This is a genomic window from Neobacillus sp. 19 (assembly GCF_049463095.1).
GTDB lineage: Bacteria > Bacillota > Bacilli > Bacillales > Cytobacillaceae > Neobacillus.
In genome coordinates this window covers 24,318-43,307 of the sequence record NZ_JBMPZU010000036.1, presented here as the reverse complement: position 1 = coordinate 43,307, position 18,990 = coordinate 24,318, and the positions used below count along the sequence as shown (strand labels likewise).

23 protein-coding genes, 2 pseudogenes and 1 riboswitch are annotated in these 18,990 nt (G+C 42.1%); of the genes and pseudogenes, 21 read left to right on the top strand and 4 right to left on the bottom strand.

All coding sequences use genetic code 11. The annotated features are described in order from the left end of the window. Window positions 1-120 precede the first annotated feature (120 nt). The 17 genes and pseudogenes from ACO1D1_RS12830 to ACO1D1_RS12750 all read left to right on the top strand — a co-directional run. Window positions 121-351 (top strand): annotated as a pseudogene (locus ACO1D1_RS12830) (amidohydrolase family protein); the annotation flags it as partial. Then, window positions 329-1,324 carry an agmatinase family protein gene (locus ACO1D1_RS12825; RefSeq protein ID WP_423336140.1) on the top strand — a complete coding sequence of 332 codons (996 nt, stop codon included), beginning with the start codon at window positions 329-331 and terminating at the stop codon, window positions 1,322-1,324. The pseudogene ACO1D1_RS12830 and the gene ACO1D1_RS12825, both read left to right, overlap by 23 nt. 321 nt (window positions 1,325-1,645) lie before the next feature. Then, on the top strand, window positions 1,646-2,449 hold the full coding sequence (locus ACO1D1_RS12820) for a hypothetical protein (protein WP_423336139.1): 804 nt from the start codon (window positions 1,646-1,648) through the stop codon (window positions 2,447-2,449). After that, complete coding sequence (locus ACO1D1_RS12815; protein ID WP_423336138.1) at window positions 2,436-2,696, top strand: hypothetical protein; 261 nt, start codon at window positions 2,436-2,438, stop codon at window positions 2,694-2,696. The genes ACO1D1_RS12820 and ACO1D1_RS12815 overlap by 14 nt, the downstream gene beginning before the upstream one ends. Before the next feature lie 695 nt (window positions 2,697-3,391). Further along, window positions 3,392-3,886 (top strand): glycosyltransferase, encoded by a 495-nt coding sequence (locus ACO1D1_RS12810; RefSeq protein ID WP_423336137.1) that lies wholly within the window; start codon window positions 3,392-3,394, stop codon window positions 3,884-3,886. Next, on the top strand, window positions 3,883-4,659 hold the full coding sequence (locus ACO1D1_RS12805; protein ID WP_423336136.1) for a HipA family kinase: 777 nt from the start codon (window positions 3,883-3,885) through the stop codon (window positions 4,657-4,659). Before ACO1D1_RS12810 ends, ACO1D1_RS12805 begins: the two co-directional genes overlap by 4 nt. Window positions 4,660-4,677: 18 nt before the next feature. Further along, window positions 4,678-5,562 carry a UTP--glucose-1-phosphate uridylyltransferase GalU gene (gene galU, locus ACO1D1_RS12800; RefSeq protein ID WP_423336135.1) on the top strand — a complete coding sequence of 295 codons (885 nt, stop codon included), beginning with the start codon at window positions 4,678-4,680 and terminating at the stop codon, window positions 5,560-5,562. A gap of 353 nt (window positions 5,563-5,915) precedes the next feature. Next, window positions 5,916-6,167, top strand: coding sequence for a glutaredoxin family protein (locus ACO1D1_RS12795; RefSeq protein WP_423336134.1), 252 nt, complete (start codon window positions 5,916-5,918; stop codon window positions 6,165-6,167). Window positions 6,168-6,242: 75 nt separating this feature from the next. Further along, window positions 6,243-6,353: riboswitch (TPP riboswitch) on the top strand. Between the two features lie 82 nt (window positions 6,354-6,435). Continuing rightward, the gene (thiM, locus tag ACO1D1_RS12790; RefSeq protein ID WP_423336133.1) at window positions 6,436-7,254 is read left to right on the top strand and encodes a hydroxyethylthiazole kinase; all 819 of its coding nucleotides are present in this window, start codon (window positions 6,436-6,438) and stop codon (window positions 7,252-7,254) included. A gap of 1 nt (window position 7,255) precedes the next feature. Next, window positions 7,256-8,068, top strand: a complete 813-nt coding sequence (thiD, locus tag ACO1D1_RS12785; protein ID WP_423336132.1) for a bifunctional hydroxymethylpyrimidine kinase/phosphomethylpyrimidine kinase — start codon at window positions 7,256-7,258, stop codon at window positions 8,066-8,068. Further along, on the top strand, window positions 8,065-8,727 hold the full coding sequence (thiE, locus tag ACO1D1_RS12780; protein WP_423336131.1) for a thiamine phosphate synthase: 663 nt from the start codon (window positions 8,065-8,067) through the stop codon (window positions 8,725-8,727). Before thiD ends, thiE begins: the two co-directional genes overlap by 4 nt. Further along, complete coding sequence (gene thiW / locus ACO1D1_RS12775; RefSeq protein ID WP_423336130.1) at window positions 8,711-9,217, top strand: energy coupling factor transporter S component ThiW; 507 nt, start codon at window positions 8,711-8,713, stop codon at window positions 9,215-9,217. Before thiE ends, thiW begins: the two co-directional genes overlap by 17 nt. Window positions 9,218-9,238: 21 nt before the next feature. Beyond that, entirely contained in the window at window positions 9,239-9,910 is a 672-nt protein-coding gene (gene tenA, locus ACO1D1_RS12770) for a thiaminase II (RefSeq protein WP_423336129.1), read from the top strand. A 7-nt stretch (window positions 9,911-9,917) separates the two neighbouring features. Then, window positions 9,918-10,340 carry an ATP-binding cassette domain-containing protein gene (locus ACO1D1_RS12765; RefSeq protein WP_423336128.1) on the top strand — a complete coding sequence of 141 codons (423 nt, stop codon included), beginning with the start codon at window positions 9,918-9,920 and terminating at the stop codon, window positions 10,338-10,340. Window positions 10,341-10,348: 8 nt separating this feature from the next. Next, window positions 10,349-10,651: a hypothetical protein gene (locus tag ACO1D1_RS12760; protein ID WP_423336127.1), complete on the top strand. Its 303-nt coding sequence runs from the start codon at window positions 10,349-10,351 to the stop codon at window positions 10,649-10,651. Continuing rightward, window positions 10,641-11,410: pseudogene (locus tag ACO1D1_RS12755) on the top strand (ABC transporter permease). The gene ACO1D1_RS12760 and the pseudogene ACO1D1_RS12755 overlap by 11 nt, the downstream one beginning before the upstream one ends. An 18-nt stretch (window positions 11,411-11,428) precedes the next feature. Then, complete coding sequence (locus tag ACO1D1_RS12750) at window positions 11,429-12,430, top strand: ABC transporter substrate-binding protein (protein WP_423336126.1); 1,002 nt, start codon at window positions 11,429-11,431, stop codon at window positions 12,428-12,430. 146 nt (window positions 12,431-12,576) lie between these two features. On the opposite strand, the gene ACO1D1_RS12745 is transcribed toward ACO1D1_RS12750, so the two are convergent. Continuing rightward, a complete protein-coding gene (locus ACO1D1_RS12745) occupies window positions 12,577-13,317 on the bottom strand; it encodes a protein-glutamine gamma-glutamyltransferase (protein ID WP_149869981.1) in 741 nt (246 codons plus the stop codon). A 68-nt stretch (window positions 13,318-13,385) separates the two neighbouring features. Beyond that, window positions 13,386-14,618, bottom strand: a complete 1,233-nt coding sequence (locus ACO1D1_RS12740; protein WP_423336125.1) for an MFS transporter — start codon at window positions 14,616-14,618, stop codon at window positions 13,386-13,388. A gap of 358 nt (window positions 14,619-14,976) precedes the next feature. On the opposite strand from ACO1D1_RS12740, the gene ACO1D1_RS12735 reads away from it, so the two are divergent. After that, a complete protein-coding gene (locus tag ACO1D1_RS12735; protein WP_007083657.1) occupies window positions 14,977-15,177 on the top strand; it encodes a cold-shock protein in 201 nt (66 codons plus the stop codon). A 194-nt stretch (window positions 15,178-15,371) separates the two neighbouring features. After that, window positions 15,372-16,172: a hypothetical protein gene (locus ACO1D1_RS12730; protein WP_423336124.1), complete on the top strand. Its 801-nt coding sequence runs from the start codon at window positions 15,372-15,374 to the stop codon at window positions 16,170-16,172. Window positions 16,173-16,217: 45 nt separating this feature from the next. Here the strand turns inward: ACO1D1_RS12730 and ACO1D1_RS12725 are convergent, their stop codons facing one another. Further along, window positions 16,218-16,478, bottom strand: coding sequence for a hypothetical protein (locus ACO1D1_RS12725; RefSeq protein ID WP_423336123.1), 261 nt, complete (start codon window positions 16,476-16,478; stop codon window positions 16,218-16,220). A gap of 211 nt (window positions 16,479-16,689) precedes the next feature. Between ACO1D1_RS12725 and ACO1D1_RS12720 the strand changes: the two genes are divergently transcribed. After that, window positions 16,690-18,060 (top strand): MATE family efflux transporter, encoded by a 1,371-nt coding sequence (locus ACO1D1_RS12720; RefSeq protein ID WP_423336122.1) that lies wholly within the window; start codon window positions 16,690-16,692, stop codon window positions 18,058-18,060. Between the two features lie 130 nt (window positions 18,061-18,190). Further along, on the top strand, window positions 18,191-18,559 hold the full coding sequence (locus tag ACO1D1_RS12715) for a hypothetical protein (protein WP_149869986.1): 369 nt from the start codon (window positions 18,191-18,193) through the stop codon (window positions 18,557-18,559). A 104-nt stretch (window positions 18,560-18,663) separates the two neighbouring features. On the opposite strand, the gene ACO1D1_RS12710 is transcribed toward ACO1D1_RS12715, so the two are convergent. Further along, the gene (locus ACO1D1_RS12710; protein ID WP_149869987.1) at window positions 18,664-18,861 is read right to left on the bottom strand and encodes a hypothetical protein; all 198 of its coding nucleotides are present in this window, start codon (window positions 18,859-18,861) and stop codon (window positions 18,664-18,666) included. Window positions 18,862-18,990: the final 129 nt, after the last annotated feature.

Here is an 18,990-nt window from a genome sequence, read left to right as displayed (position 1 = left end):
TGTTGTGTAGCCTACTGGTTCAGTTGCCGAACCGGGTGTTTAACCCAGAACCCGACGACCTAGATGGCGTTTTCGCATTTATCGTGAAACGCTTTCGCGTTTTTCGTGCGCCGCTTCACGGCTGAAGTGATTACAGCCACTACAATCAATGCGGCCCATGCGATTAATCGCGGCCATGAAATTGGCAGTTTAGAAGTTGGAAAAAAAGGCGATGTGACGATTTTTAACATCGAGAATTATATGAAGCTTCAATACTCCTATGGGGTGAACCATACCGATACAGTGGTGAAAAATGGCCGGGTGGTTGTTAGAGGGGGTCAGTTAGTTAATGAAGAGCTTTCTCTATCCTAAATTGATTCCGCCAGGTTTTACATGGATAAGGCCTGAGGGCGGGGCGGTAATTTCCAAGGTCCACGAATGGATTCAGCCGCTCTCTGCCGAATCTGATGCAGAAAAAAGCAAGGATGCCGACTTTGTCATGGTCGGCGTCCCGCTTTCCCGTTCCTCTATTAGTGCATCTGGTGCTTCGGAATTTCCCGACGCCTTCCGCCGCGCTTGGAAGGGGTTTACTACCTACAATTTAGATGAGGATGTGGATTTATCGTCAAGGAAAGCGATTGATGCAGGCGATGTGCCGATGCACGTCACGGATATCCGCCGCTGCCATGACAATATCATTCAAGCTTCAGCGGCACTGCACGACCACTTCCCGGAGTCAAAGGTGTGTGCCATTGGCGGCGATCACTCGATTACGGCGATGATGATAAAAGGAATGCATCAGGCACGACCAGACGAGAAAATTGGGATTATCCGGTTTGATACCCATTTTGATTTACGGGATCTGACGGATAATGGACCATCTAACGGTACACCAATGCGGAACCTAATTGAAAGCAGAGTTGTCAAAGGATCCGATATGTACAACATTGGTTTACATGGGTTTTTCAATACGAAGGATTTAAAGCAGTATGCTGATGAAAAAGGCGTCAACTATATTACGCTTCGCAATGCAAGGCGGGCAGGCATAGAAGAAACAGTCCGCCGCAGTTTAGAAGAATTGTCGGCAAGGGTGGATACGATTTATTTAACCGTTGATATGGATGTACTCGATATTGCCTATGCACCGGGGGTACCGGCATCAACACCGGGAGGCATGACAACAGCAGAACTGCTGGAAGGAGTACTAACAGCTGCCAAACACCCCAAAGTGGGCGCAATGGACATCGTCTGCCTCGACCCGCAAAATGACACCGCCGTCCAGCCAACCGTAAAACTCGGCACCCACGTATTTTTAACCTTTCTCACAGGGGCAATGATGAGATAGTGTCAGGCACCAAAATTATATAATTATATTATGTTAACCCGTCTGAACCTCCGCTGATTTGCGGGGGTTTTTTTGGCTGTTTCTTTTGTCCATTTTTTGCTTTTTTAGACTTTTGCCTTAACGTTTTCCCTCCTATTTGAATTAACTATATTAGGCAACAAAGCTTTGACTTTTTATTATGCAGTTTTCCCAACCCATTTTGTTAGACAAGCTTCACAAAATCAAGCAGGCAGGAAATAAAAGATAAAAGGAGGTTCGCCACTGGCCAATCATCTGAGAGCGACTGCGTTAAAATTTTTAAACCATGCAAGGAGGAGAAATGTGGATAGTAAACAATTAAATAACTGGTTAAAAGATATTAAAGTTCAAAATGTAGTGAATGCGGATGTAGAAGTGGTAAACAATTCACCATTAGTCATGCTAGGGAAGGGACGGCAAGGGGCGGTCTTCCAGGTTTCTGAGGATGTTTGTGTGAAAGTATTCGGCAATGAAGAGGATTGCGAACGCGAACACTATGCCCTATCCCTTGGTCAGGAAACCAATTTATTTCCTAAAATACATGCAAAAGGTCCGCTTTATATCGCGATGGATATTATTAGAGGTGTGGATATTCGCGAATACTTACAATCGCAGCCACTTACGGAAGCACTCTCTGCCAAATTACTCGAGATGCTAATTACATTTAAAAAGATTGGTTATGAGCGGATTGACCATCACAAACGGCAAATTTACCTGCAGCCAGATGGCAGCCTGAAGGTAATTGATGTAGCGAGAACCGTTTGGCGTGACCGCGTTTATCCGTATCCGCGTAAATTATTAACTTCATTAGGAGAAGAAAATAAAGCAATCTTTTTATCATACGTTCAAGAAATGGCACCCGAAGTTTATGCGGAATGGCTTCACTATATCCGAATGGAAGAGATTTCACAGCAAATCACCCATCTATTACTAACAGAAAAAACTGACAAAAAAGCATTAAAGAATTTGAGTCAACAATTGTTAACAACAGAAGATGAAGAAAAATATGTGCTTCAGCTTCAGGGCTTAGTCCACAAGGTATTTAAAATGGGTAAAAACTATGCTCGCACGTGGCAAAGATCCGGATGCTGTCATGGAAAAAATTGATGAGTACTGGGATTCCCGCGAGCAAGCAATAAACCCTGAATGGAATCGGAAACGTGACAAGGATTGGGATAAATATCAAAAGAATGACAAGGATTGGGATAAATATCGTAAGGAAGGAAAGCGTTTCTCTGGAGAAAGCCGCCGCGAGCATGATAAACACCATGACAGAAAACGATTTGAAGGAGAAAAATACCGCGGCCATGCTGATAAAGGCGGTCATAAGAACAGGAAGCATCGTCATAGTTAATTGAAATAGCAGAACACTATGCATGGCTAATAAAAAAAGAGGAGGCCCCAAAAAAATTAAGGAGAAAGCTAAATGAAGGTATTAGTAATCTGGCGGCTCCTCACTGTTGGCGGGGTAAATGCCGGATGGAGAAACCGCTCGATTTATTTTAAACAGCACGGGATCGAAACTGAATTTTTATATACGACAGATCACGGCGGACTTCATATTATGCAGGATGTCGCACAAGTATATTTAACAAAGGATGAGCAAGAGATTATTACCATTATCAAAAAAAACGCCTATGACGCCATCATTGTGGTCGACACAGGTGCAGCCTATAAATGGATCCGAAAAGCTAAGTATCAGGGTCCGGTTATTGTCGAAGCAAGGACCCCAGAGCTGATTAAGCTCATGCCCCACCTTAAGTCATTTAAAGGAATACGGCCAGAATTAATCGTTGTTCCTTCACAGTATCAAAAACGATTGGTGTCTATTTTGACAAATGATATTCCCATCCATGTCATATACAATGGGGTGGATACCACTTTTTTCCGTGCGTTATCCACCGAGGAAATCGATTTCGACAGTGCTCCAACGCTGCCGAAAGGTAAAAAAATAATTGGCTGGATTGGTAGATTGGACAAACGTAAAAACTGGCCGATGCTGCTTGAAGTGGCAAAAGTGATGAAAAGTGAACGCAGCGATATTGAAATATGGATTATTGGGGGAGCCCAAAATGTGTCCAGCGTGAAGAATTTAAAGCCGCCTGGCAAGAGGAAGGACTCACTGACATCATCAAATGGTTTCCGGTTATCCCCTACCAGCAAATGCCGCATGTATATGCGAAAATCCGCCAATCCGGAGGCTGCACACTTGCGACAACCAAATCTGAATCATTTGGAAATACCTTTATTGAATCGATGATCTGCGGTGTGCCCGTTGTGGCTTCTAGAATGATGCCAGTAACTGAATTGGTTGAAGAGGGTGAGACGGGGCTGCTTTACCGGGGACAAAATGTGGAAGATGCGGTCAAGCAGTTATATGAAATCCTCGATGATTCCGTCAAACATCAACAAATGTCACAGGCAGCCATCGACCGTGTGCAGCAATATTTTTCCATTCAAACTGTGGCGGATGATTATATTGATTTGTTAAAAAATATCATCCACCTGTATAATGATGCGGCTGGCGAGGTGGATGCAACATGATGACACCCGTTGCCTATCAAAAAAAGCTGGAAGGCAAATCTAATGCTCATTTAATCACTTTTAATGATGGCAAGGACTATGTGGTTAAATTTTTTCAGCCTGGCTTTGAAAAAACATTGCCCAATGAATGGGTGGGCTATTGCTTGGCACGATACTTGGGACTGCCAGTACCATTTGCCAGGATAGTGGATATCTCCGAGGAATTTACTTCGCTAGTTCCTGAGCTTGCCAATGTACAATTAACCCGGTATCAATTCGCCTCATTGTACATTCCTGATTGCCTTAACGGTCATCAAGTTTCCGAAGTATCCAATATTGTTAACCATCAAACCCTAGCAGGAATCGTTATGTTGGATTATTGGTTGTGTAATCGGGACCGTACCCGCAAAAATATTCTGTTGCGAGAAGGAGAGAGCGGTGAGTATCAGTTATGGATGATTGATCAAGCCGAGATTTTCGGAACCTATAATTGGCTGCATGCTGATTTAGAAAATTTGCCGGTGGAAGTGTTGAAAAGCGCGACACACCAATTAATGGCGGGGTTTATTGATAATGAGCAAAGATTTACTGACCACCTTGAGTTGATTCAAACGATGCCGATTCTTTTAATGGAGGAAATTGTCTCGCTCATCCCTGATGACTGGATGGTTTCGCGTGAGGAGAAAAAGGCAATTGTTACTACGTTGGTAACGAGACGCAAAACGATTCTGCCGAAATTGATGGAGAGATTTTTAAAAAAGGTATACCAGCCATTCCATGCTAATGAAAATTAACTTGAAGGGAGGTATTTTATGAAAATCCGAAAGGCTATTATTCCAGCTGCAGGCCTCGGGACTCGTTTTTTACCTGCAACGAAAGCAGTGCCAAAGGAAATGATTCCAATTGTTGATAAACCAACCATTCAATATATTGTCGAAGAGGCTGTAGCGTCGGGGATTGAGGAAATCATTATCATAACCGGCAGGGGAAAGCGGTCAATCGAGGATCACTTTGATAAATCCTATGAGCTCGAGGATACTCTATATAGAAAAAATAAATTAGTAGATTTAGAGAAAATTCAACAGATATCCAGTTTAGCGAAAATATATTATGTCCGCCAAAAGGAGCCTAATGGACTTGGCGATGCCATTCTTTGTGCTAAAAATATTGTTGGCAATGAACCATTTGCGGTTATGCTTGGCGATGATATGGTGATATCGGACGTTCCATGCTTGAAGCAGCTGATGGATGTATTTGAGTATTATAATAATTCGATCGTCGCCATTCAGAACGTTCCGAAATTGGATGTGAATAAATATGGCATCATTAAGCCAAAGAGTGCGATGAGGGAGCCGAATATCTATTCAATTGAATCATTAATAGAAAAACCAAAGCCGGAAGAAGCCCCGTCAACATTAGCCGTCATGGGACGCTATATTTTAAAGCCGGAGATTTTTACAATTTTGGAGCAGCTTCCATTTGGACAAGGAAACGAATTACAACTAACTGACGCCATAAACGAGCTAAATAAAATACAGGCCGTCCTTGCCTGCACCTTCAACGGAACCCGCTACGACATCGGAGACAAAATCGGCTACATCAAAGCAACCCTCGACCTCGCCATCAGCCGCCCCGACACCCAAAAAGAAATCCTGACTTATATGGAAAAAATAGTAAAACGGTGTCAGGCACCATAACTAATCTATTGATGCACTTTAAGTTGATAAGCAAAAACTTTAAGCCGAGGCTGTTGGAAGCCTTGGCTTTTCTATAAAAGAGTCATGTATTTTAATTGGTTATTTTTTTCCTTAGGTTTATAACAAGAAATATATTATGCTAAAATAATGGACAAGCATAAACGAATATAACGATAATGGTAGAAATGGGCTGTCCATTTTATAATCGAGGTTTACCAATTAGTGAATTTGGTGTTTAATGTTAGGAAATATTCCTTGGGAAAGCGCATGAACAGACATTTCTCGAGGTTTTTTGACGGGAAATCAAGAATAAACGGAGTTTTTGTAAAAACAGAACAAAGGAGGAACTACATATGAAGAACGAGCAGATTATCGTCTATACCACGAATGATTGTATTGAATGTATGATGGTTAAACAGGTACTTACCAACGAAGGAATTGCTTTTGAAGTAAGGAATGTTGCTGCCAGCCCAGCTTATCAAAAGGAAGTAGAGAAATACGGCTTCCTCGGAGTTCCCGTAACGGTCCTTGGCGACCGGGCCGTAAAGGGTTTTACCAATGAGCTTAAAGAACTGATGGAATTGGCAAAAGGCGGTAAAGAGTAGAAAGTTAAATGAACTGGAACAATTTTCTTTACTTCGATGGTAATTAGAGTTACTATGAACATAATTTAATAACGATTTATCTACTAGGGGTGCCCTGTTAATCAGGCTGAGAGAAAACGATAACGTTTTTAACCCTTCGGACCTGATCTGGGTAATACCAGCGTAGGAAAGTAGTCGAGTGAAATCTATATTTTATCTCTTTCTAACTAACCAGGTCCTATTATGGATCTGGTTTTTTTATGTTTAAAAAGAATAGGGGCGATGGGATTTGGAGAACAACAGACTTGGTCAAATATTAGAAAAAGTTAGAGAAGTGAACCCGCTTGTCCATAATATCACGAATGTCGTGGTAACGAATTTCACAGCCAATGGATTGCTTGCCCTTGGCGCTTCACCGGTCATGGCGAATGCAATCGAAGAGGCAGCTGATATGGCGAAGATTGCGAGTTCACTAGTTCTGAATATTGGCACATTAAACGTGCAAACGGTCGAGGCGATGATCGCAGCCGGTAAAGCAGCCAATGAGCATGGGGTTCCAGTAATTTTTGACCCAGTTGGAGCTGGTGCAACTCCGTACCGAACGGAAACGGCGCACCGTGTGATGAAGGAAGTCAAGGTCGCCGTAATTAGAGGAAATGCAGCCGAAATCGCCAATGTCGTAGGTGAAAAGTGGGAGATAAAGGGCGTTGATGGAGGAATGGCTAAAGGGAATATTACAGAGCTTGCCATCCAAGCTGCTGAAATTTTACAGTGTGTGGTTGTCATAACTGGAAAGGAGGATGTCGTTACTGACGGAACAACAACGTATATCATCTCAAATGGACATCCGATTTTGACAAAAGTAACCGGTACAGGCTGCCTGTTAACTTCGGTGATTGGTGCATTTGCCGGAGTGGAAAAGGATCTCATCCAAGCTTCGGTCGCTGCATTAACCTGTTATGGTGTTGCAGCAGAAAAGGCTGCGAATCAAACAGCCGAGCTCGGGCCGGGCAGCTTTCAAATAGAATTTTTAAATCAATTATCGTTGGTTTCCCCTGAGGAATTGGATGTACATGCTTCTTTTAAAAAATGGAACGGAGGATTGTAGGATGAAAAGGGCATTAACCATTGCGGGTTCAGATAGTGGCGGCGGTGCAGGAATTCAGGCTGATTTGAAAACGTTTCAGGAATTAGAGGTTTTCGGTATGTCTGCATTAACGGCTGTTACGGCGCAAAATACATTAGGGGTTCACGCAGTCTATCCGATGACGGCAAAAGCAGTTGTCGAACAAATTCAAGCAATTGGAGACGATATCGGAACGGATGCAGTAAAAACGGGCATGCTTTTTAGTGCAGAAATCATTGAAGCCGTTTCGATGAAACTCAAAAACTATCATTGGAACAACGTGGTGGTCGACCCCGTGATGATTGCGAAAGGCGGGGCCTCTCTACTGCAGCAAGAGGCGGTTTCGGCTTTGAAAACCCATTTGTTGCCGCTTGCGACAGTCATTACCCCAAATATTCCGGAAGCAGAGGTCCTGACAGGAATGACCATTCGATCGGTGGAGGATAAACGGGAAGCTGCTGTAAAACTTTGCGCGTTAGGGGTTAAAAATGTCGTGATCAAAGGCGGTCATGATGAAAATCTGTCTGAATCTACTGATTTATTATTTGACGGGAAAGAATTCCACTTCTTTACCAGCCGGCGAATTCAGACAAAAAATACACATGGAACAGGATGTACCTTCTCGGCGGTTATAACGGCTGAATTAGCGAAGGGCTCTACCATCTATGATGCTGTTTCAACGGGGAAGGATTTCATTCAAGCGGCGATTGAAGACGGGTTTGCCATCGGCCGCGGTCATGGTCCGACGAACCACTGGGCCTTTCAAAAGAGGGGAAAGGAGATGGCTAGGCTATGATTCATTTAAAAGACGAATTAAGCGTTTATTTTATTATGGGCAGTCCGAATTGTTTGAAGGACCCAAAGGAGGTCTTAGAAGAAGCCATTGCAGGCGGGATCACCCTATTTCAATTCCGTGAAAAGGGAAAAGGAGCCTTAACAGATTCCGCAAAATATACCCTGGCAAAAGAACTTCAAGCGATTTGTCAGGAGAACCAGATTCCCTTCATTGTCAATGATGATATCGAGCTCGCACTCGAGATTGGGGCAGACGGTGTTCATATTGGGCAGGAGGATGAGCCGGTGAAAGCAGTGAGGGAAAAGATTGGCGGCAAAATCCTCGGGGTATCCGTCCATACGACAGAAGAAGCGATGACGGCACTTAGGGATGGGGCAGATTATTTTGGAATCGGACCAATTTATCCAACGAGAACTAAGGAAGATGCAAAGCCATCGAAAGGAACCAGCCTGATAGAAACTCTGAGAAAAAATGGAATCACCGTACCGATCGTTGGAATCGGCGGCATCATCGCTGAAAATGCCAGTCCTGTTATTGAGGCAGGGGCTAATGGGGTCTCGGTAATTACCGCCATCAGTCAGGCAGATTCACCTAGGACGGCAGCTAAGGCATTAAAAAAAGCAATCGAGGAGGCAAAAAGAAATGAACAAAACGTATAAATTGACACTGACAGCGATGATGATTGCGATCGGCACCCTATCTAGTAACCTAGTAGCGATTCCGATTGGATTTACCAAGGTTTTTCCGATGCAGCATTTTTTGAACGTTTTATCAGCGGTGCTTTTAGGCCCCTATTATGCCGTAGCGCAGGCCTTTTGTATCTCCTTGTTAAGAAATCTCATGGGAACGGGTTCCGTTTTTGCCTTTCCTGGGAGTATGGCAGGTGCTTTGCTCGCATCCCTGTTATTTTACAAAACTAGAAAAATCTATTTAGCCTTTATTGGGGAAGTAATTGGAACGGGGATTATTGGTGCGATTCTTTGTTATCCACTGGCAACCCTGTTGCTCGGTAAAGAAGCAACCTTATTTGGATTTATTCCATTATTTATTTTTAGCTCATTTGCCGGGGCACTGCTCGGATTTGTGATATTAACTGTTTTCTTAAGAAAGAAAGTCTTGACCTTAGCGGGACAGTCTTTTAAAAACTAAAGCATGAAATGGGGGATTAAAATGAAATTTTCACAGCAACTTTATGAAAGCGTAAAAGAAATATGGGAACAGACCCATCTCCATCCTTTTGTGGACGGAATCGGCACTGGCGACCTGCCTGTGGAATCATTCATCCGTTATATGAAACAGGATTATGTGTTTTTAATCGATTATTCCAAGCTTTTTGCTTTAGGGGCAGTCAAGGCGAGGGACCTCGACACGATGGCTATTTTCGCAAAACTGCTTCATGAAACACTGCATGGAGAAATGGAATTGCACCGTGGGTATGCGGCAAGATTCGGAATTACTCGTAATGGGCTGGAAGAAACAAAACCAACACCCACCAACTTAGCCTATACACGGTATATGCTAAATGTCGCGCAGAACGGATCGCTTGAGGAATTAATCTCAGCACTTCTGCCGTGTATGTGGAGCTATTGGGAGATTAGCAAAATGCTAGCAGATAAATACCCCCAAGCTAGCGCGCATCCTTTGTATGGTGATTGGATAAAAATGTATACGTCAGATGAATTTGGTTCGTTGGCCGTCTGGCTGATAGAGTTATTAGATCAGTTGACAGAAGGCAAGTCAGCCCGCGAATTAGTTCTCTTGGAAGAACATTTCCTTACGACCTCCCGCTTTGAATACATGTTCTGGAATATGGTTTACGAAGGAGAGGATTGGCCTGTCTGACGCAACTATGTTAGCCATCGACGAACTTACATATTCATTCGATACCGCGAGGCCGATTTTTCAAAAAATATCATTGGAAGTGAAAGCGGGCGAATTTGTTTCGGTTATAGGCGCAAGTGGATCAGGAAAAAGCACGTTGTTTAAATTAATTGCCGGATTGATAGAGCCTGGTGCGGGGGAAATCAGGATTCATGGTGAAAATCCCGGAAACAGATTAGGCAAGGTGGGATATATGCCGCAAAAGGATTTGCTTATACCGTGGAGATCGGTGTTAGACAATTGTTTCCTGCCGCTAGAAATAGCGAAGGAAAATAAGCAGCAAAGAATTCCTGAGATTCGCGAATGGCTGGAACGCTTTGGCTTGGCGGCGGTGGAGCAGGCCTATCCGGATGAGCTTTCCGGCGGGATGAGGCAGCGGGCTGCTTTTTGAGGACCCTCATGACAGGCAAAGATCTCTTATTGTTAGATGAACCGTTCGGGGCACTCGATTCGTTGACGAAACGAACGATGCACAGCTGGCTGCTAGGACTGTGGGGGGAATTACAAAAAACGGTACTGTTTATTACCCATGACCTAGAGGAGGCGATTCTGCTTAGTGACCGTATTTATTTGCTGGGGCAAGAAACGTTACATGAATTTAAAGTTAGCCTGCCGCGGCCAAGAAATGCGGAAATAATTTATCAATCTGAGTTGATCATATTGAGAAAAGAACTGGAGCGGCTAATTCAAAATGAAAAGTAATTGGAAAAAGTGGGTAGGGGATTATGGACTATTTCTGCTTGTATCCATCTTGATATTGAGCGCCTGGGAGTTAGCGGTAAGGAAAGGTATGGTTCCATCCTTTATCTTGCCTGCTCCCTGGCAATTGGGGCGGCTCTTGTAGAAAACCGTCAGCTCTTATTGGAGGAGCATTTACCGGCCACTCTTAAAGAGGTTGTCATTGGATTTGGAATTTCATTAACGGGTGGCCTCCTGCTTGGCGTCGGGATGCACTTTTCGCGGGCATTAGAAAAAGTGCTGTATCCGTTCCTCGTCATTTCCCAGACCATTCCGCTGATTGCGATTTCACCGATTTTCATCATGTGGTTCGGTTATTCGATTTGGAGTAAAATCGCCGTAACCATTTTAATCGCTATTTTTCCAATCGTCGTTAGTACATATGATGGGCTGAAGGCGGGGGGAAGGGAATACCGGGAATTACTGCTGACAATGGGGGCAAATCGCTGGGTTATTTTTAAAAAAATTCAGCTGCCAATGGCTTTGCCGTCGATTTTGTCCGGGTTAAAAATGTCAGTGGTGTATTGTGTTGTAGGGGCAACCATCGGAGAATGGCTGGGCGCGAGTGAGGGTTTAGGCTATTTCAGCAGGCGAATGTCAGGGAACTTGCAGGCAGACGCCGTTTTTGCCGCCATTTTCCTGCTTTCGTTACTGGGCATTGTCCTGTTTTTATTGATTCGTTTATTAGAAAAACAGCTATTGAAAAATAAAGTGCGCTACTAGAGAGGATATGAAAAATCAATGAGGAAACGTTTTTACATTGTCATCAGTCTTTTGTTACTTATTTTAAGCGCTTGTGGAAAAGGGGAGGCCGACCAAACGGCGGCCGGTGCGGACGCGGATGATTTGCAGAAGGTGAGTTTAATGCTCGATTGGTATCCAAATGCGGTACACTCCTTTTTATTTGCCGCGAAAGAAAAGGGCTTTTTCAAAGAACAAGGGCTGGATGTTGATATTCAAATGCCAGCGGATACAAATGATCCATTAAGACTGGTTGCGGCTGATAAGGTCGATATGGCCATCAGTTATCAGCCGGAAGTCCTTGTGGCACGAGGAGAAGATATTCCGGTTCAGTCGATTGCCGCGCTTGTACGCCATCCGCTGAATCAATTAATGATTGCCAAGGATAGTCCAATTCAATCTCCTAAGGACTTAGCCGGAAAGACGGTGGGGTACCCAACCATTCCACTAGATGAAGCGATTATTCACACGATGGTGAAAACTGACGGCGGGGATGCGGAGAAGGTAAAGATGGTTGATGTTGGCTGGGATTTAATACCCGCTATGGCAACCAAGAAAACCGATGCCATAATGGGCGGTTTTATCAATCATGAAAAATTATTGCTTGAAAAGGAGGGACATCCGATCCGCACCTTGAACCCCGCGGATTACGGCGTTCCCGATTATTATGAATTAGTGTTAGTAGCGAGCGAAAAGAGTTTAAAAGCAAACAAGGATGTGTATCAAAAGTTTCTCACTGCTGTGACAAAGGGACAACAATTTGTCTCCGAGCATCCTGAGGAAGGCTTGGCGATATTGATGGAGCATGAGGACCAGACATCACCGCTTGAAAAGGATACCGAAACAAAAAGCTTAGAGATTCTCCTTCCGTTGATGGATGCAAACGACAAACCCTTCGGCTATCAAGATCCAGGTACATGGGAAAAAGTCGCCCAATGGTTAAGAACCACCAAAATGATAAATGAAAAAGTAAAACCAGCCGACGCCTTTATCAATTTCTAAGCTGAAGCAGCTTAAATCGTTTTTGGTTTAAAGGTGTAGATGTTTTTTATTGTTTTTGTAGTTTAATATTAGTACGGTGAAAAGAAGAGAAATGGTGTCAGGCACCCTCTGTGGACACTGTCCACGGAGGGTGCCTGACACCAATTTTAATATTGACTATATTGTAATGATGGATAATATGGTCGGGTTATCATTTGCATGAGGTAGGCTGAGTTTTCGGGGTTTGGTTTTCTTTTCCCGTTTAAGAATCCGATAATGGCGCTGGCGTTTCTGATTCCAATTCCATGTCCATAGTATTTATCATTGCCGAAATAAATGACATTTTCAGCCCGCCACCACGGCTGTTTCGGGTCAAAATCCGGATTATTGAAGTGGAGGACATCACCAGGTAAGAAATCATCCCCATATATTTGGTGAATCGGCAGATCGTCATCAAATTGCCAATCCATCAGGTAAAGCCGTGCAAACAGAATATCAAACCTCTCGCTGCCAATTGAATAAAGTGCTGCAATATATAAAACAATGGCAATGGCGGTGGAGCATTCAAAGGCGTAAAGCTTGCCATTTTTAATAATGTCCAGTATGGCAATCGAAGGTTGAACACCTGGTTTAATGAGAAAGCCGCCATTCCCTAATCGATTCCAATATTTTTTATTGCAAAAGGCATAGCGAAATGTCGTGAACTTTACGCCGCTGCTATTCAGTTCTTGTGCCGCTTTCATTGTATTCGTGCGAAATAGAAGCTCAAATTTTAATTGACTTATCGCCTGATATTCATACGTTTTTTTATTTGCGGCCATTTGATTGATAATCGGATGAGCTTCTTTATTCGTTATCTCATGAAACAGTTCCTTTGGTTCTGCCACCTGATGATTTATTCTGATCATCTCTGCCTCCCAGTTTCGAAAAAATCAACTCCTTCTATAAAAATATGAAACTTTTTCCTTTATATTTATCATTTCTCAAAAGAATTTTCCCATATTCCTTGATTCTTCTTGTTGTTAAATTTGATGTACATGAGCAAGAATACGAGGGCGCTCATGAATCTCAGAATTGAGCTGATTCCCATAGATTTTTGAATACCGGTTACCTCTAGGAGCCAAATACCGATTTGCGGTGCGATAAAGGCCACAAAGGATAAAAGGACATTATACGTGGTAATGCAATAGGTCCTTTTTTCCTTTGGCGATTTCTCCAACAAAAGGTTGAACAATAGAAGCGTAGTGCCCGAAACAAAAAAGCCGGATGTCATCTGCACAAAAGTGAGATAAACGAGATTGGTAGACAAAACGGTTAGAAATGGAGCAGTAGCCATTCCAGTTGCTACCCATACGAGCATCAGGGTATTTGACTTGTCCTCCGCCCATTTTCTCCATAATGGAAACGAGAAAATTTGCACCAATTGACTACCAACGGAAAAAATACTTATCCACAAAATAGTCGCGTGGGCATATTTCACATTATAAATATTGAAAATTCCCCAAGCCATTTGCCAGGAGAAATTGAAGCAAAGGGCGGTAATAAGAAACCATTTGTATCCCTGATCCCGGAAAATAGACCAATCCATTGACGAGTTCTTTTCCGCCTTGCTCGACTTTGGTTTGGGTTCTTCTTTATGCTTCAGTAAAAAATAAACTTCTAATAAGCCAAAAAGAAAGGCAATTATAAATAATAATTGATAGGCAGCAGCATGTTCAGTCTGCTTTTTCATCAAAATCCCGATAATTAAGGTCGTGATCATACCGACGATAGTTAAAAGGCGATTTCGGTCACTGAAAAAAGCCCCTCTGCGTTCCTCATTGATCATCCCGCTAATGAACGTTTGCCAGCCAATCGTTGAAATGGTTCCCGGAATATTCATTAAGGCAACAATGATTAAAAAAGCCCATGCCTGGTAGGTAGTTTGGATAAAAACCACACCTGCTAACAGCAAGAACATGATTCTTGCCCAAAAAACCGACATTGCTACCGTTTTCCGCTGCTGTTCAAGCCGATTTAACAGAATGGCCGCCGGAATCGTCGTGACCAATGCAATCAGTGGCGGAAGTGAACTGATTAAGCCCACTTGATAATTGGTTGCTCCAAGTATTGATATTGCGAAAATTGGGAAGAAGTTACTGGCAAGATTCAAAGCGATGGTAGACACCATTCCATGATAGATACTTACTTTTTCATTATATGTACGCACTTGTTATCACCATTTCATTAATAAATTCCTTAGATATTATACAATCAAAAATCAGGAATCTACAGAATAATTTTTTCAATTATTTACTTTGGAATATTCAGAAAAGCTATAACGGTTACATTTGCGGTTTGTTCCAGCAGATGCTATATATTTCATCGCGAAATAATGGACAAAAGGTCAGCAAATAGCGAACTTTCTTCTTATGGGATTTGCCTTATGGACTGATTTCTGTTATAGTTAAAGAGAATTATTTTTGTGAGTCGGCAAGAACGTTAAAGTGTAATGCTTTCTGTCTTGAAGATCTGAGCAAGGATAGTAACACATTGTGTGCGGGTGCACACAGCAGGAGGAAACACACATGGAACAAGGTAAAGTAAAATGGTTTAACGCAGAAAAAGGATTTGGATTCATCGAGCGCGAAGCAGGAGACGATGTATTCGTACATTTCTCAGCAATCCAAGGCGAAGGCTTCAAAACTTTAGACGAAGGTCAAGCAGTTACATTTGACGTTGAACAAGGTCAACGCGGACCACAAGCTTCTAACGTTCGTAAAGCATAATTTAAACTTCGATTATTGAAAAAGACTCTCTTGCAGAGTCTTTTTTTTTTGCTTTTAAAAGTCGAAAAGGACGGCTTCTCTTCTATTATTAAAGGATTGATTTGATAAAATTATCAATTTAAGCTAGTAATGATATAATGAATTCATCATACATATTGGAAGGAAGTGTTGTATTAGTGGTTCTACGGCCTCAAATGGAACAAACTGAGTCGACTCAACTTATTGCGCCGAAAGGGAACTTTGAAGCCTTTCGGGATGACGACCATTACAAAGAGAAGCTCAAAGAATGGGGGCTATCATCTGCAAAGGAAGCAAAACGGGAATTTTGGTACAAGAATCGTAGCTTTCAGCGTTTAGTGTCCATTAAGGGATTTGAATCGTACGGAACAAGTGGAGAATTTAACACGCTTGTGATCGAATTCCATGATGGCAGCCTTAGCTGCATTCATCCCGCCTATTTAAAAGAAATGCAGTCGTCAAGCTTTGGAAAAGAAAGCCTGTTGACACTTAATGACAAAGAAAGTACAACTGAAACAAAGCCTGTAAATGAAAAGCAAGCTGCGGCAAAAGAATTGGAACCTGATATAACGGCAAAGCCTGCCAATAAAGCGGATAAGGCTGCCCCTGCTAAGGAGCCAAAGGCAAAGAAACAAAAGGCACCGAAACTCGAACTCCCGGCGGAGAAAGTACATTTTACAGCTAAGGTGAAGCAATTTGCCCTTGTCTACAATCCATTTAATGAAGAAAATGATGAAGTTGTCGTCTTAGAGAATGTCCAGATTGTCCAAGACAATCCACTTGACCTCGGGCTTGCCTGGTGCAGCCACAGTAAAACGCTAAAAAAATTCGAACTGGCCGAGGGAGACTTGCTGGAATTTGACGGAAAGGCAGCTGCCAAGAAAATGGCGAAGGGAAAAGACGTGCCTCCAGAATTCCTGATCGATACACCCGTACTATATAAGGTGAATAATCCATCTAAAATCGTAAAGAAATAGGACTTCCATCGGGAGGTCCTATTTCCTTTTAAGGGAAATAAATTTCTAAGCGAACATGGCCATTCCGACAAACATAATAATTTTGAAAATCACTGTTAATGACCGTTGTCTGAAATTCCTGTAAGGAAATCGCAGTAGAATTTCCATCCTTTTTAAAAATAAAAGCTGCCCATAAGCAAATTGGATTGAAACGAAATGAAATCCGTCCCGTTTCGATAAAAAATCATCTTCTTGATAGTAGTTTATGATCACTTGACGGTCACGATACTCTTCGAAAATAGATAAATCATCTAGTTGTTTTTCCATTTAATTAACCCCTTCCTCTATAAATTATTTTAAAAAAAGAGGCGGACGAAAGGGGTGATTGGAATCACGTTTTTAGGAATCTTTTTTGTGAATGGTATGAAATGTCGACCGAATGAATATCTGGTAGAATGTTCATTTTATTTAAGGAATATTATTTAAATATGAAGTATAATGAGGGTTCGGACTTTTATTTTTCAAGGAGTACACTTTTATGAATCAAACCTTTACTGTCAAGGAAAAGACGAAGCAAATTTTCGTCTTGTTAATCCCTATTTTAATCACACAGCTTGGCATGTTTTCGATGGTATTTTTCAATACGATTATGTCTGGAAAATATAATTCCTCCGATTTAGCTGGAGTGGCAATCGGTTCATCGATTTGGAGCCCCATTTTTACTGGAATTAGCGGTATTCTGCTTGCCATCTCACCGATTGCCGCACAACGATTTGGCGAAAAAAAGAGCGATGAAGTGTCATCGGTTGTCAAGCATGGAATGTATCTTTCTGTGATGATTGCGTTTGCTGTGATCATACTTGGATACTTTTTTCTCGACCCTGTATTAGATAAAATGAAACTGCCTCCAGATGTTCAGCGTACCGCCTTTAACTATTTGGCAGGTCTTAGTTATGGACTCTTACCATTATTTATTTTTAACGTGTTGAGATCTTTTATTTATGCATTAGGAAAAACACGCGTGATCATGATCATCATGCTAATGTCGTTACCAATCAATTTCTTCTTGAATTATGCCTTCATTTTTGGCCGTTTTGGCTTCCCGGAACTAGGCGGTGCGGGAGCCGGGTATGCAACGTCGATTACGTATTGGGTCATTTTGGCGATGACGGTGTTTATCGTAAAAACACAGGATCCATTTTCTTCGTTCCCGATTTTTTCAGATATAAAGGAATTTTCTTGGGATACGTGTAAGGAAATATTAAAGATCGGCGTTCCGATGGGCCTGTCAACGTTCTTCGAAACAAGCATGTTTGCAGTGGTGACGATTCTGTTGAGTAAGTTTAATGTCACTACGATTGCTGCCTATCAATCCGCGTTAAATATCGTTTCATTTTTATACATGATCCCAATTAGTATTTCTACAGCCTTGACCGTTCTTGTCGGTTTTGAAGTCGGGGCAAAGCGTTATATAGATGCGAAGCAATACAGCTGGCTGGGAGTCCTCCTTGCTATTTTGATTGCTGCGGGCACGGGAATGCTGGTCGTTGCCTTCAGGTATGAAGTGGCAGGTTTATACTCGAATGAAATAGCGGTGATCAACTTAACCGCAAACTTTTTAATATTCGCCTTGTTTTTTCAGATAGCGGATGCCATTCAGGCAACGGCGCAGGCGGCATTAAGAGGCTATAAAGACGTCAATCTTGCCTTTATCATGACACTCATCGCCTATTGGCTCATCTGCCTGCCTGCGGGTTACCTGCTCGCTCATTTTACCGGGCTGGGAGCAAGAGGCTATTGGATCGGACTAACAATCGGATTACTTGCCGCCGGAATCGCACTATCACTCAGACTCGTCTACATCCAAAAACGAAAATTCATCCAAATCCAAGTTAAAGAAGTTGTATAGGGTAGGAAGGGTGTCAGGCACCAAGATAAAAGTTGTTACAAAATTTTAACAATTGGTGGATGGCGGGTTTCTTTTTCGGTGTTAAAATATAGGATAATAGTAGGGTTGAAATCCGATTGAGGTGACCTTTATGGGAAGGAAAGTGCACTTTAACAAGGATGAGTTTGTCCTTAAATTAACGGGAGTACTGAGTGTGTTTGCCCTTAAGTGGCAATTGAAAATTCCATACAAGGCAATAAAAAGGGTGTATATTGATGAATTTGAACCGCCGATGTGGATGCTTCGCATGCCTGGCACTTCGATTGCCCCACTTAATATTTATGAAGGAAGCTTTAAATTTGGAAACGAATGGTATTTTCTATCAAGTGAACACCAGGTTCCCTTAATCCACTTGGAATTAGAGGGCTATGGTAAATACAAATATGTCATTTTTGAAATAGAAAACCCCAGAGCCGTGATGATCGAATTACGAAAGAAATTAAGAGAATTAGAAGAGTAAAATAAAAAAATGTAATGGCGCGGGACTGCCATTACATTTTTTTCTTTAAATCTAGTAAATGACCAAAATAATGACGCTATTCCTAAAGGAATAGCGTCTCATTGTTAAAATAATTTTTTTAGGCCAAATAATTTGGTAAATAAACTTTGATTTTTATCTGTGATCATTAATTCATCCATAATTAATTTTTCACGATTGGTTTGAATCCATTTTTGTAATTCATGTTTATCTTTACAATGCGTATAATATGTTTCTCCACCTTTTCCAAGTGCGTTGACAACATATCTGCAAGTGTTCCCCATAGTGCCCACCTTTTAAGTAATAATGTATTCTATATGAGATTATATCAGGCTTCTTGAAATAGTCCACCATTATTTTTCTACAAAATTCTCCATTTTTTCATGAAAACACTTCCAAACTTTTAAACACGT

Bases quoted from the DNA above. Each gene is read 5' to 3' on its own strand.
- ACO1D1_RS12825 (WP_423336140.1), top strand. From the start codon at position 329: ATGAAGAGCTTTCTCTATCCTAAATTGATTCCGCCAGGTTTTACATGG.
- ACO1D1_RS12815 (WP_423336138.1), top strand. From the start codon at position 2,436: ATGGAAAAAATTGATGAGTACTGGGATTCCCGCGAGCAAGCAATAAAC.
- ACO1D1_RS12810 (WP_423336137.1), top strand. From the start codon at position 3,392: ATGGATTATTGGGGGAGCCCAAAATGTGTCCAGCGTGAAGAATTTAAA.
- ACO1D1_RS12805 (WP_423336136.1), top strand. From the start codon at position 3,883: ATGATGACACCCGTTGCCTATCAAAAAAAGCTGGAAGGCAAATCTAAT.
- galU (WP_423336135.1), top strand. From the start codon at position 4,678: ATGAAAATCCGAAAGGCTATTATTCCAGCTGCAGGCCTCGGGACTCGT.
- ACO1D1_RS12795 (WP_423336134.1), top strand. From the start codon at position 5,916: ATGAAGAACGAGCAGATTATCGTCTATACCACGAATGATTGTATTGAA.
- thiD (WP_423336132.1), top strand. From the start codon at position 7,256: ATGAAAAGGGCATTAACCATTGCGGGTTCAGATAGTGGCGGCGGTGCA.
- thiE (WP_423336131.1), top strand. From the start codon at position 8,065: ATGATTCATTTAAAAGACGAATTAAGCGTTTATTTTATTATGGGCAGT.
- thiW (WP_423336130.1), top strand. From the start codon at position 8,711: ATGAACAAAACGTATAAATTGACACTGACAGCGATGATGATTGCGATC.
- tenA (WP_423336129.1), top strand. From the start codon at position 9,239: ATGAAATTTTCACAGCAACTTTATGAAAGCGTAAAAGAAATATGGGAA.
- ACO1D1_RS12765 (WP_423336128.1), top strand. From the start codon at position 9,918: ATGTTAGCCATCGACGAACTTACATATTCATTCGATACCGCGAGGCCG.
- ACO1D1_RS12760 (WP_423336127.1), top strand. From the start codon at position 10,349: ATGACAGGCAAAGATCTCTTATTGTTAGATGAACCGTTCGGGGCACTC.
- ACO1D1_RS12750 (WP_423336126.1), top strand. From the start codon at position 11,429: ATGAGGAAACGTTTTTACATTGTCATCAGTCTTTTGTTACTTATTTTA.
- ACO1D1_RS12745 (WP_149869981.1), bottom strand. From the start codon at position 13,317: ATGATCAGAATAAATCATCAGGTGGCAGAACCAAAGGAACTGTTTCAT.
- ACO1D1_RS12735 (WP_007083657.1), top strand. From the start codon at position 14,977: ATGGAACAAGGTAAAGTAAAATGGTTTAACGCAGAAAAAGGATTTGGA.
- ACO1D1_RS12730 (WP_423336124.1), top strand. From the start codon at position 15,372: ATGGAACAAACTGAGTCGACTCAACTTATTGCGCCGAAAGGGAACTTT.
- ACO1D1_RS12725 (WP_423336123.1), bottom strand. From the start codon at position 16,478: ATGGAAAAACAACTAGATGATTTATCTATTTTCGAAGAGTATCGTGAC.
- ACO1D1_RS12720 (WP_423336122.1), top strand. From the start codon at position 16,690: ATGAATCAAACCTTTACTGTCAAGGAAAAGACGAAGCAAATTTTCGTC.
- ACO1D1_RS12715 (WP_149869986.1), top strand. From the start codon at position 18,191: ATGGGAAGGAAAGTGCACTTTAACAAGGATGAGTTTGTCCTTAAATTA.
- ACO1D1_RS12710 (WP_149869987.1), bottom strand. From the start codon at position 18,861: ATGGGGAACACTTGCAGATATGTTGTCAACGCACTTGGAAAAGGTGGA.